The following is a 12,511-nucleotide window of genomic DNA, read 5'->3' on the forward strand; positions in this document are numbered from 1 at the left end:
GTGTGAAAATAAGTTTATAAGTGGTAATTCGCAACGAAAACATGGTGAGTTTGTCGTATTCTCAAGGGATAAATGGCGTATTCGTAGTAGTGGGGAATAAAAATCTCGTTTTTCATATTATTTTTATTGACTTCTTGAAGTTGATGGGGTAATATATGTGTGTAGATGAAATTTTGTTGCGGTTGGAATTTTACAATGTGCAATCGAAATAAAATTCAAATGTGAGATAATAGTTATTGATAATAATTATCCGTTAAGCGTTCATTGGTCTTATGCTTTATCTCATAGTGGGGGCTGCGGCTTCTGTGTGTATTATAGAAAATGGGGGATTGTTATGGTAAAGGACAAGGCTACGGTTGTCATCGTCGGCGGCGGTGCTACAGGCGTCGGTATCCTGCGCGATCTGTCAATGCGCGGTATTGATGCACTCTTGATTGAGAAGCTGGATATGGTAAATGGTGCCAGCTCCCGCTACCACGGCCTGCTGCACAGCGGTGCCAGGTATGCGGTAAAGGACCAGGAGGCTGCCAGGGAGTGCATCGAGGAGAACACTATCCTGCGCAGAATAGGCAAATCCTGTGTTGAGGCTACCACCGGCATGTTTGTGCAGGTTGAGGGCGATGATCCTGATTTTGTTGAGCCGTGGTTGAAGGGGTGCAAGGAAAGCGGCATTCCAACACGTGAAATCAGCAAGGAGGAGGCTTTGCGCATTGAACCTAACCTTTCCCGCAAGCTGGTTGTAGCTTATGAGGTGCCGGACGGAGCTATTGACGGCTTCCGCATGTCCTGGCAGAATCTGCAGTCTGCTGCCCGTTATGGCGGCCGCTACAAGACTTATACCGAGATTATCGGGGTGAACATTGAGAATGCGGTAGTAAAGAGCATTACTGTCCGCGACAATGTTACCAAGGAAGAATATGAGATTGAGTGCGAAATCCTGGTAAATGCTGCCGGTCCTTGGGCCGGGCAGGTTGCCCACATGGCAGGCCTGGAGTGCAACGTAAGCCCTTCCAAGGGTACGCTGATTGCCTTCAACCAGCGCATTTCCAACCGGGTTGTCAACCGTCTCCGCAAGCCGTCCAATGGTGATATTTTTGTGCCGCACGGCTCCATTACCATTCTGGGTACTTCCTCCATTACCATTCCTGACCCTGAGGATACCTCCACTTCCTGGGAGGAGGTTGAGGAGCTGATGAAGACCGGCGAGGGCGTATTCGAGCATCTGCGCGACTACCGCATCCTCCGTGTATTTGCCGGTTCCCGTCCGCTGTATGTGCCGAAGGGTGCCGAGGGCGGCCGCAATGCTTCCCGCGGCTTCGTGACCATCGACCACGAGAAGGAGGACGGCCTGAAGGGCATGATGACTATCTGTGGCGGCAAGTTCACCACCTACCGCCTGATGGCAGAGAAGTTCTGCGATGTGCTGGCTCCGAAGCTGCATAACACAGCCAAGTGCCGTACCGCTGAGGAAGATCTGGTGCCGGAGGTGCCGGAGGCAGAGAAGAAGGCTGCCCGTCAGTACTTCCCATCTTATGGCGTAAATCTTGCAGCCACCCGTCTGGGCGTTGACAAGTTCGGCGATGTAGTGAAGACATTGAAGGAGCAGCCGGAAACCCGGGAGGTTCTCTGCGAGTGCGAGAACGTTACCATGGCAGAGATTCAGCGGATTGCCGCTGAGCCTACCAGCCATAGCGTAGCGGATGTAAGAAGAAGGACTCGCATGGGCATGGGTACCTGTCAGGGCAATTATTGCGCCCTGCGCAGTGCTGCTGTAGCCAACAAGCTCTTTAAGAACAAGCTTGAGGGATGCAATGATTCCCTGGGCGACATGAAGAACTTCCTCCAGGCCAGATGGAAGGGCATTACTCCTGTTATGGCAGGCAAAACCCTCCGGGAGGCAGAGATGACAAGAGGCATGTACGAGCTGTTGTTTAACGTAAATGGGGGTAGACGAGGATGAGCAAATCTGATGTAGTGGTTATCGGTAATGGCGTGGCAGGTCTGATGGCTGCGCTGGTAAGTGCCGATGAAGGCAAGAAGGTGACGCTGCTGTCCTACGGTGCAGGTACATTCCCGTTGAACAGCGGTGTGATAGATATTCTGGGTTATGATGATGCAGGCAAGGCTGTGGATAGTCCTATTGAGGGCATCGGCAAGCTGGCTGAAAATCACCCTTATAAGAAGATTGGCGTGGCTGCCATTCAGGATTCTGTAGAATTTTTCAAGAGAACTGTGGCAGGGGAAGGGTTCCCTTATACAGGTTCTCTCAAGGAGCAGCAGTGGCTGGTGACCAGCGTAGGCACCCTGAAGCCGACCTGCCTGCTGCCTGAGTCCCTGGAGGCATCTGATTGCTTCAAGGCTCACGAGATTGTCATCGTGGGAGTAAAGGGCTTAAAGGACTTTTATGTAGATATGGTCAAGGAAAATCTTGCCAAGGAATTGGGTGAGGATAAGAGATATACTACTGTTACGGTGGACACCTATATTACCGGCCGTGACCTTACTACCAGGGATGTGGCAAGATGGGTTGAAAGCGATAAAGGCTATGGGGAATTTCTGGCGCAGGTAAAGGGCCAGGCTGGCGTTGGCAAGGTTGTTATCGTACCTCAGATTTTAGGGACTAAGGGCGATTATACAGTTTATAACAGGCTGGTTAAGGATCTTGGCTGCAGCGTAGTGGAAACTACCGGCATGCCTCCGTCCGTAAACGGCATCCGTCTCCGTGATGTACTCCTGAGTGCGTTGAAGAAGAAGGGAATCCGTGTTATCGAGAATGCAAAGGCTGAGAAGGCTATCGTAAAGGGCGATGTGGTTACTGCCATTGAGGCTGGCGGCGAGATTCGCAGCCAGGTTTATGAGGCAGATAAGTTTATCCTGGCTACAGGCGGCTTCTACAGCGGCGGCATCACCATGCGGGATTTTGGCGAGTACAAGGAGATGGTATTCGGCTTGCCTGTTGAGGGTGATTGCACCGAGGAGAAGTGGGTAAACAAGCAGCTTTTCTCTGACAAGAAGCAGGCATTTGCCATGGCTGGCGTGAGGGTGGACAGCTCTCTCCGGGCTGTGGATGATTCCGGCAACGTGGTTCTGAAGAATGTTTACGTTGTGGGCCGCAACCTGAGCGGTTATGATTTCTGCTTTGAGCATTCCGGCAATGGTGTGGCTTTGTCCTCTGCATACAAGGCAGCCAGGGCTTGATGGAAAGGGGTATTATATTATGGAGTTAGAAGAAAGAGCAAGAGATTCAGCAGATAACTGTATTGCCTGCACATCCTGTATTGCGGCATGCCCTGTTACTGCTGCCAATCCTGAATACAAGGGGCCGAAGCTTGTAGGACCTGCTCATAGCCGTATGCATTTCTCCGATCCAAGCGACTATGAGGACACCCTGATGCTGTGCTCCAACTGCAAGAACTGCGATATTACCTGCCCGAATGGCGTTTCTGTATCCACGCTGAACATGCTGGAGAGGGCAAAGTACCTGCAGGCTCATCCTGAGGCTCACAAGCCGGAGGATGAAATGCTGAGCCATGGTTTCAAGATGGCAAATATGCTGAACAGCATTCCTTTTGGCAAGCAGCTTGCCAACCTGGGCATGTCCATCGGCGAGGCTACCGGCATGATGGGGATAATGGGCATGGCACCGCGGAAGACACCGCGCTATGCTTCCACTTACTTCCGCGATATGTTCAAGAAGATAAAGCAGCCGTCCTCTGACAAGAAGGTTCTGTTCTTCCCTGGCTGTTATATTGATACCAATGACCCTGAGGTGGGGGTTGCCTTCGTCAAGGTCATGAACGAGAATGGCTATGAGGTTCTTATGGATGACCGCTTTGTATGCTGCGGTTCTCCTTTGGTGGTGGGCGGCTATCTGGATGAGGCAAGAAATCATGCCGATACCAATGTGGCTGTAATTCAGGAATACGCCAGGAAGAATATTCCGGTGATTGCCTGCTGCACCTCCTGCTCCCTGATGCTGAAGACTGAGTACACGGAGCTGTTTGCCCAGTCCGAGATGAAGGAAGCGGCAAAGAATGTGTGGGATGCCTTTGAATTCCTGGCACGGCTTGATTATGAGGGTAAGCTGAAGAAGGTAAGCATCAAGAGTGACCACAAGTTCATTTATCATGCACCTTGCCATCTGCGGGCTCAGGGTATCGGGCTGCCGGCTCTTGACCTTCTGGAAAAGGCAGGTCTGAATATTGTCAATGCTGATGCAGGCTGCTGCGGCATTTCTGGCAGCTACGGCTTCCACAAGGATAACTATGAGACATCCATGAAGGTGGGGCAGAAGCTGTTTGATGCCATCAACGGGGATAACTATCACAAGGTTGTCTGTGATTGCGGTACCTGCCGCATGCAGATTGAGCATGGCACGGATACCAAGGCAATCCATCCGATAAGAATTTTGGCAAAAGCTTATAAAAAGTCTTAACATTTTTTATAAGATGTGATATAATATGATAGGCGTAATGAGCGGTATTGCTTCAAAGGCAAGGAAACAGGGGTGTTTTCTGAAGCAGGTACCATTCATATATTAAAGGATAAGCTTTGAGAGAGGGCTTTCCGAGAGGTAATTATTTATTTTTTCAAGAGGGGGATTTTCACAATGGCAAAGAAGTATGTAATGGCGTTAGATGCAGGTACCACTTCCAACAGAGCAATCATCTTCGATGAGAACTCCAAGATTGTAGGCGTTGCACAGAAGGAGTTCACTCAGTACTTCCCTAACCCGGGCTGGGTTGAGCATGATGCAGATGAAATCTGGAGCACCATGTGCGAGGTAATGAAGGGTGCTTTGGAAAAGAGTGGCCTTGAGGCAAGCGACATCGCAGCTATGGGTATCACCAACCAGCGTGAGACCGCAGTAGTTTGGGATAAGAACACCGGCCGTCCTGTTTATAACGCAATTGTGTGGCAGTCCCGCCAGACCGCCGGCATCGTTGATGACCTGAAGGCAAAGGGCTATCTTGATGAGTTCAAGCAGAAGACCGGCCTTACCCTGGATGCTTACTTCTCCGGCACCAAGATTACCTGGATTCTGGACAACGTAGAGGGCACCCGTGCTCGTGCAGAGGCAGGCGACCTGATTTTCGGTACTATTGACACCTGGCTCATTTGGAAGCTGACCGGTGGCAAGGCTCATGTAACTGATTATTCCAACGCTTCCCGTACCCTGATGTACAACATCAAGGAGCTGAAGTGGGATGACGAGCTGATTGATCACCTGAATGTTCCAAAGACCATGCTGCCAGAGGTTCGTCCTTCTTCCAGCGTTTATGGCTATGCTGATCCTTCTATTCTGGGCGCCCCAATCCCTGTTGCAGGTGCTGCAGGTGACCAGCAGGCTGCTCTGTTCGGCCAGAACTGCTTCAATCCTGGTGAGGCAAAGAATACCTATGGTACTGGCTGCTTCATGCTGATGAATACCGGCACTGACATCTATGACTCCAAGAACGGTTTGGTTACCACTATCGCCTGGGGCCTGGATGGCAAGGTTGAGTATGCACTGGAGGGTTCCATCTTCGTTGCTGGTTCCGCTATTCAGTGGCTCCGTGACGGTGCCCGCATGGTTGACTCCGCTCCTGACTCTGAGTGGGTTGCCAAGAAGGTTCGCGACACCGGCGGTGTATATCTGGTTCCTGCATTCGTTGGCCTAGGTGCTCCGTACTGGGATTCCAATGCCCGTGGTATGATTATCGGTATTACCCGTGGTACTACCAAGGCTCATATCGTTCGTGCAACTCTTGAGTCTCTGGCATATCAGACCAAGGATGTTCTGGGTGCAATGGAAGCTGATTCCGGCATCAAGCTGGCTGCTTTGAAGGTAGACGGCGGCGCTGTTGCCAACAACCTGATGATGCAGTTCCAGGCTGATATTCTGGGCGTTCCTGTAGATCGTCCTCAGATTATCGAGACTACTGCTCTCGGTGCTGCTTATCTGGCAGGTCTTGCTGTAGGCGTATGGAGCAGCAAGGAAGAGCTGAAGACTGCCTGGAAGCTGGATGTACGCTTCGAGCCTGTAATGCCTGCTGAGGAGGCTGCTAAGCTCTACAAGGGCTGGAGAAAGGCTGTTAAGCACGCTATGCACTGGCTGGAGGATGAGGAGTAATCCTTATTCGGTAAAGGTTTGTTAGAATATCTGTTGAATGGTTGTTTTTGAATTCTGTGCCTGTTGCCGGTTCTGCCGGCAGCAGGTATGAATTCGGGCATGCTGAGGGGTTTGCCCGTATAGAAATTTTTTGTTACGTTATACGAAAGAGGGATGTAAAATGGATAATCTGTTAGGCGAGTTCATGGGAACTATGGTTCTGATGGTGTTCGGTGTGGGCGTTAACGCAAACCTGAACCTGGCGAAGTCCTATGCAAGAGGTGCTGGCTGGATTTGTACAGCATGGGGCTGGGGTCTCGCAGTATTGCTGGGTGTATACACTTCTGTAGCACTGGGTGCTCCGCAGGCTGATATCAACCCTTCCGTTACTATTGCAAAGATGTATCTCGGTACTTATACTCCTGCTCAGTTTGTTGCTACTATGCTGGTACAGACTGCTGGCGGTATTGTTGGTTCCATCATCGTTTATCTCTGCTTCCTGGGCCACTGGGCTGAGACTGAGGGCGGCAAGGTAGGTATCTTCGCTACCGGTACTGCAACTGGCGGTATCTTCAATGGTTTCCTCTCCGAGTTTATCTGTACTTTCTTCCTGATGTTCTGCATCCTGATGATTTTCTCTGCACCTAATGGTCCATTGCCAGCTGGCTTCGGTCCTTACTGCGTAGCTCTGCTCATCGTAGCAATCGGTCTCTCCCTGGGCGGCTGCTCCGGTTATGCTATGAACATGGCTCGTGACCTCGGTCCTCGTATTGCTTTTGCTATCCTCCCTATTCCTAACAAGGGCAGCGGCAACTGGGGTTATGCTTGGGTTCCATGTATCGCTCCTATGGCTGGTGCTCTGGTAGCTGCTGTTGTAGCTCGCGCTCTGGGTGTAGCTTAATTTACTCTCCTGTTGTTTGACTAATGGCTAAAAGTTAAATATCTATTGCATCCCCATCTGCTGTCAGGTGGGGATGTTTTTTTAGAATTTTGTATGATATAATGGAACAAGAATCTTTTATCAGGGAGGCGTATTTATGAACGTAAATGTATTGAAGGCCATCGGCGTAGCAGTGATTGTCCTGCTTCTGGCAGTGGCATACAATATGTATTCTTCTTCGGTGGAGAATGATTTCAAGGATATTTCCCGCACGGAAACCTATCGCATGGGTGACCATTTTACCGGCTTCTACCATAGGCCGGGCTGCCCGAAGCTGAAGCAGGCCCAGGGGGGCGGCATCAGGTTTGAGTCCAATGAGGCTGCCAGGGCGGAAGGTTACAGCCCTTGCAAGCGCTGCGACCCGGATGGCCCAAATGAGTAATGCAAAATAATGTGCAGATGATATTGGTGAAATATATGCAGGGCAAAGGACAGTGATTTTATGGCTTTGACGGCTCCGACACCGCCAACGGCTCCGGCACCGCCTGTGGTGCCGGGGGCAAGGCAGAGCAGCTCTCAGGATGGCAATGCCGGGCAGGAAGCAGGCAATGGTGCCTCGGCAGCGGCTGAAATGGGGCGTGGCTTCGGCGTTCACATAACCATCAATCCTCCCGGACAGGCCGACTCAGGGAAAGGGGGCGGCCAGGAGAATACCGTGGTGCAGACTGTACCGCCGGGGCAGCAGGCAGGGGCGGAGCAGGGTAAGGCTGCTGAGAGGCCTGCTTCTGCCCAGGATAGCGATGCAGCAGCGGCGGAGGTGGCACAGCAGGCACGGCAGGCAGCTGTGCAGCAGATGCTGGGGGAGGATGAAGGCAGCCAGCAGCAGGCAGAGGCTGCGGTAAGGACGGACAATCCCTGGTACCTGCCTTCCGGCAATATGTCCTTCATGACTTTTCTGCCCTTTCTAATTGTTTTTGTGGCAGCGTTTATTACCTTTACCCTGAGAAATCTCAGCAAAAAGGATGGCGTGGCGAAACCCGGAAGCAGGGAGCAGGGAAAGTCTTCCACCAGGAAAGCTGCCGGCAGGGAGCAGCAGGAGAAGCTTTTGCGAACTGTTCAGCCGGTGACTGCCCAAAAGGAAGAAAAGTCCAAGGGCAGGCACTTTGAAATGAGAATTTAGCTATAATTTTTTTACAAATTGAAAAATATAAAGTATAATAGATTCGATATAGATAAATTGGCAAAGCCAAAATTTGTGGGGGCGAACAGTTTTGTTAGATATTAAATTTGTCAGAGAAAATCTTGATGCGGTTCAGGCTATGCTGAGCAATCGTCAGAATAAACTTTCCTTGGACGGCTTCAAGGAGCTGGAGGAAAAGCGCCGTGCCATCCTCAGTGAGGTTGAGGTGCTGAAGAATAAGCGCAACACTGTCTCCAAGCAGGTGGGGCAGATGAAGAAAAACGGCGAGAATACGGATGCTATTTTTGCCGAGATGCGCCAGGTGGGCGAGCAGATTGATGCTCTCGATGCAGAGCTGAAGCAGGTGGAGACCGAGCTTCGCAACATCATGCTGAGCATTCCTAACATGCCAAAGGATGATGTGCCTATCGGCGTGGACGAAAATGACAATCCAGAGGTGCGCCGCTTCATGGAGCCGACCAAGTTCGATTTTGAGCCAAAAGCTCATTGGGATATTGGCGAGGCGCTGGATATTATTGATGCGGAGCGTGCTGCCAAGGTTACCGGTGCCAGGTTTACCTTCTACAAGGGCATGGGGGCCCGCCTGGAGCGTGCCCTGATTAACTTTATGATGGACCTTCATGCCAACAAGCACGGCTATACGGAGATGCTTGCTCCGTGCATGGTCAACACCAGCAGCATGATCGGCACCGGCCAGCTGCCGAAGTTTGCCGAGGATATGTTCAAGGTAGAGGGCACTGACTACTATATGGTACCTACTGCCGAGGTTCCTACTACCAACTACCATCGTGAGGAAATTCTGGATGCTGCCCAGCTGCCTGAGTATTATTGTGCCTATACGGCCTGCTATCGTGCCGAGGCAGGTAGTGCCGGCCGTGATACCCGCGGCCTGATTCGCCAGCATCAGTTCAACAAGGTGGAGCTGATCAAGTTCTCCAAGCCTGAGGATTCCTGGGATGAGCTGGAAAAGATGGTCAATGATGCAGAGGACGTGCTGAAGGTTCTGGAGCTTCCGTATCGCGTGATTACCCTGTGCACCGGCGATATGGGCTTTACCTCTGCCAAGACTTATGATATTGAGGTATGGATGCCGGCGCAGAATACCTATCGGGAGATTTCTTCCTGCTCCAACTGCCTTGATTTCCAGGCTCGCCGTGCAGGCATCAAGTTCCGCCGGGAGCAGAAGGGCAAGCCGGAATTCGTGCACACCCTGAATGGCTCCGGCCTGGCTGTAGGCCGTACCTTTGCGGCAATTCTGGAGAATTATCAGCAGGCTGACGGTTCCGTGGTTGTGCCAAAGGCACTGGTTCCGTACATGGGCGGTATCGAGGTTATTAAGAATCTCTAATTTGATATGAAAAGTAAAGAGGCTTGTGCTGTTTGGCAGAGCCTCTTTGTTTATGGCAATCTGCAGTAGCTGACAGTGGTTAAGGGGGAGCGTAATATGCCGGAACGGGCTGTATGGGCGGAAATAAATCTGGATGCCCTGGAAAATAATATCAGGAATATCAAAAGCTGCATACACAGCAATGCCAAATGGTGTGCAGTGGTCAAGGCGGATGCCTATGGCCATGGGGCCGTAGCCGTGGCAAGGAAGGCGGTGGAGCAGGGGGCGGACTACCTGGCGGTAGCAGTGCTCAGCGAGGCGGTTGCCCTGCGTGAGGCGGGCTTTACTACGCCTATCCTGATTTTGGGGGCAACACCGGTGGAGGCGTCCGGGACTGTTGTAGACTATGGAATCACTCAGGTGGTATTTACCATAGAGCAGGCCAAAGCCTTGTCTGCCGAGGCTGTCAGGCGCGGCAAGCCTGTCAAGGTGCATTTGGCAGTGGATACCGGCATGAGCCGCATCGGGGTGCGCCCGGAACTGGCAGGGGAGTTTGCCAGGGGAATCAGCAGTATGCCTGGCGTAGAGCTGGAGGGCATGTTTTCTCATTTTGCCCTGGCAGATGCAGAGGACAAGACTTTTGCTTATCAGCAGCTGGAGGCATTTAAGCTGGCTATCAGCAAGGTGCAGGAGGCAGGCGTGGAGATTGCCATCAAGCATATTGCTAACTCAGCAGCCCTTTTGGAGATGCCGGAGGCTCATTTTGATATGGTGAGGGCAGGCATCATTCTCTATGGCTTGTGGCCGTCGGATGAGGTGAAGCATGTGATTGACTTGCAGCCTGTAATGGAATTGAAGGCGAAGCTGGTTTATCTGAAGGACCTGCATCCGGGGGAGTCCATCAGCTATGGCTGTACCTTTACGGCACAGCGGGAAAGCAGGATTGGCACATTGCCACTGGGCTATGCGGATGGCTATACCAGATTGTTCAGCGGCAAGGCCCAGGTGGACTTTCACGGTCAGCGTGCGCCTATTGCCGGACGCATCTGCATGGATCAGTGCATGGTGGATGTGACGGATATTCCGGATATCAGGCAGGGAGATACAGTAACCCTGTACGGCTCGGAGACGCTCACCATGGACGAGGCGGCTGGCTGGCTTGGGACGATTAATTATGAGCTGCCATGCATGCTGAGTGCCAGGGTGCCACGGGTATACAAGGAAAGCTCAAAGTAGACATAAGAAATGAAATAGCTTGAAAATGGATAAAAGGGCATAAGAAAACGCTCGGCAGCATAGATATAGGTTCTAGGCTGCCGGGCGTTTTTGGTTGCTTATTGTGCTGACTGTACAGCAGGCAGAATACTCTGGCCGGAAGGCGGTTATCTGTTATGCGTCATATCGTACAGGTAATGGGCTACATCGGCTACCCCGCCAAGGCTCTTGGTGGTATCAATAATGGCCTTGGTCTGGTCTTCGACAATAGCGGAGGTATTTTTGCTCTTGATCACGGTTTTTTCTACGGATTCATTGATGGCGGACATGAACTGCTGGATATTTTCCACGGTTTCGCTGGAGCTGGTGGCAAGCTTGCCGATTTCCTCCGCTACTACGCCGAAGCCGGCACCTGCTGCACCGGCACGGGCCGCTTCAATGGAGGCATTCAGTCCCAGGAGCCTGGTCTGCTTGGCGATATTCTTGATAAGCTCGGTAAAGCCGTGGATTTTGCCTGTGATTTCCTCTACATTGCGGATTTCCTCGCTGAGCTCCCGCTGGTTTTTATCAACGTTGCTGGCGGAGGTGTCCAGGGCCTCCATAGCCCTCATGGCCTGACTGACGCTTTCGTTTACGTCCTCGGACATGCCCCGCAGCTTCTGGAAGCGGTAGCGCTCGTATCCCATGTCAGAGAGCTTCTTGGCAAAGAGGTAGAAGGCGTCTGCTGTTTTTTGCAGCTTTTCCTTGGAAATGCGGTTTGCCTTTTTAGCGGCGGTCAGATAGTCATCAGGATTGAGGCCCAGCTCCTCGGCATAGCGGCGGAATTTTTCCTCGTCAATATCGGAGGTGATTGCCTGGCCGCCGAGAATGGAGCCGATCTGGCGTCCCTGCAGCATGATTGGCACCCCAAAGTCCATCAGACCTGCATGGCATTCGTATACGGCAGGCCTGCCGGTCTGGGCAGCCTGTGCACCGCCTTCCCGGTCGCATTTCATGCAGCGCTCGTTGCCTTTGGTACAGCCCCGGTTGTAATTCATGCAGAAATCTGTGAAGTTTGTAGGCCTGGTAACAGGATTTCCCTCCAAGTCTACAGTAATAGCGGCAATGCCGGCTATTTCCGCAAAGGTGTCCTGAAACTCCTGCAGGAAATCCAAATCAAATAAATCACGCAAGGTTACATTATCAAGTTCATTGTTTGCCATACATATCACCTGGTTTATCCTTTCCACTTCAGCATCAGTGTATTATAACTATTTCCAGTTTAAATTATTCTATAAAAGTTTCCAATTTCCTGCTAGATTTGAAAGAATTTACAAAAAATTATTATTGGATTTATCCGGATGATTTTCATCTAATTCATGACGAATGGGAAGCTACAAGACTTTCACCATTAGGTGGCAGGGAGTGGAATGGAGAAATACGCCTGTATTCTTGTCATAATAAGGGGCTGGGAAAAATTTTAGAAAAAGTTAGTAAAAAGTGTTGACAGGTTATTGATTTTAGTGTAATATATACATCGTTGTCGCTGAGATGTGACAAATGTGAAAAGCTCACTGAACATCTGATAAATGATTCACTGAGCCGGCCACAAAAAATATTTCAAAAAAGTTCTTGACAAAATGAACGCTTTGAGATATTATATAAAAGCTGACTCGCACAGCGGTCTTACGAAAAGCTTACAGAGCTTTTACAAGCCGTTGATGATAGAGAGGCAGTGTTCCTTGAAAACTAAACAATGCAATAAGAAATCATGCACACATGATTTCAAGCCAGATGTTGGATTCTGTGTCCGCCATG

At 51.0% G+C, this 12,511-nt stretch carries 10 protein-coding genes; 9 read left to right on the forward strand and 1 reads right to left on the reverse strand.

Translation table 11 applies throughout. From position 1 onward, the window contains the following. The first annotated feature begins 334 nt into the window (after window positions 1-334). The 9 genes from glpA to alr all read left to right on the forward strand — a co-directional run bounded on the left by glpA (window position 335) and on the right by alr (window position 10,735). Window positions 335-1,960 (forward strand): anaerobic glycerol-3-phosphate dehydrogenase subunit GlpA, encoded by a 1,626-nt coding sequence (glpA, locus tag FYJ84_RS12320; RefSeq protein ID WP_154407910.1) that lies wholly within the window; start codon window positions 335-337, stop codon window positions 1,958-1,960. Beyond that, window positions 1,957-3,198 carry an anaerobic glycerol-3-phosphate dehydrogenase subunit GlpB gene (gene glpB / locus FYJ84_RS12325; RefSeq protein WP_154407911.1) on the forward strand — a complete coding sequence of 414 codons (1,242 nt, stop codon included), beginning with the start codon at window positions 1,957-1,959 and terminating at the stop codon, window positions 3,196-3,198. Before glpA ends, glpB begins: the two co-directional genes overlap by 4 nt. 19 nt (window positions 3,199-3,217) lie before the next feature. Then, complete coding sequence (locus FYJ84_RS12330) at window positions 3,218-4,435, forward strand: anaerobic glycerol-3-phosphate dehydrogenase subunit C (protein ID WP_154407912.1); 1,218 nt, start codon at window positions 3,218-3,220, stop codon at window positions 4,433-4,435. 174 nt (window positions 4,436-4,609) lie between these two features. Beyond that, window positions 4,610-6,112: a glycerol kinase GlpK gene (gene glpK / locus FYJ84_RS12335; RefSeq protein ID WP_154407913.1), complete on the forward strand. Its 1,503-nt coding sequence runs from the start codon at window positions 4,610-4,612 to the stop codon at window positions 6,110-6,112. A gap of 160 nt (window positions 6,113-6,272) precedes the next feature. Next, window positions 6,273-6,992, forward strand: a complete 720-nt coding sequence (locus FYJ84_RS12340) for an MIP/aquaporin family protein (RefSeq protein WP_154407914.1) — start codon at window positions 6,273-6,275, stop codon at window positions 6,990-6,992. Window positions 6,993-7,128: 136 nt separating this feature from the next. After that, window positions 7,129-7,413, forward strand: a complete 285-nt coding sequence (locus FYJ84_RS12345; RefSeq protein WP_154407915.1) for an Ada metal-binding domain-containing protein — start codon at window positions 7,129-7,131, stop codon at window positions 7,411-7,413. 60 nt (window positions 7,414-7,473) lie between these two features. After that, window positions 7,474-8,151 (forward strand): hypothetical protein, encoded by a 678-nt coding sequence (locus FYJ84_RS12350; protein ID WP_154407916.1) that lies wholly within the window; start codon window positions 7,474-7,476, stop codon window positions 8,149-8,151. Between the two features lie 91 nt (window positions 8,152-8,242). Next, a complete protein-coding gene (gene serS, locus FYJ84_RS12355) occupies window positions 8,243-9,520 on the forward strand; it encodes a serine--tRNA ligase (protein WP_154407917.1) in 1,278 nt (425 codons plus the stop codon). A 96-nt stretch (window positions 9,521-9,616) separates the two neighbouring features. Then, on the forward strand, window positions 9,617-10,735 hold the full coding sequence (gene alr / locus FYJ84_RS12360; RefSeq protein ID WP_154407918.1) for an alanine racemase: 1,119 nt from the start codon (window positions 9,617-9,619) through the stop codon (window positions 10,733-10,735). A gap of 146 nt (window positions 10,736-10,881) precedes the next feature. Here alr and FYJ84_RS12365 read toward each other — a convergent pair whose 3' ends face one another. After that, window positions 10,882-11,916, reverse strand: coding sequence for a PocR ligand-binding domain-containing protein (locus FYJ84_RS12365; RefSeq protein ID WP_154407919.1), 1,035 nt, complete (start codon window positions 11,914-11,916; stop codon window positions 10,882-10,884). Window positions 11,917-12,511 lie beyond the last annotated feature (595 nt).

Source organism: Anaerovibrio slackiae, from assembly GCF_009695585.1.
GTDB lineage: Bacteria > Bacillota > Negativicutes > Selenomonadales > Selenomonadaceae > Anaerovibrio > Anaerovibrio slackiae.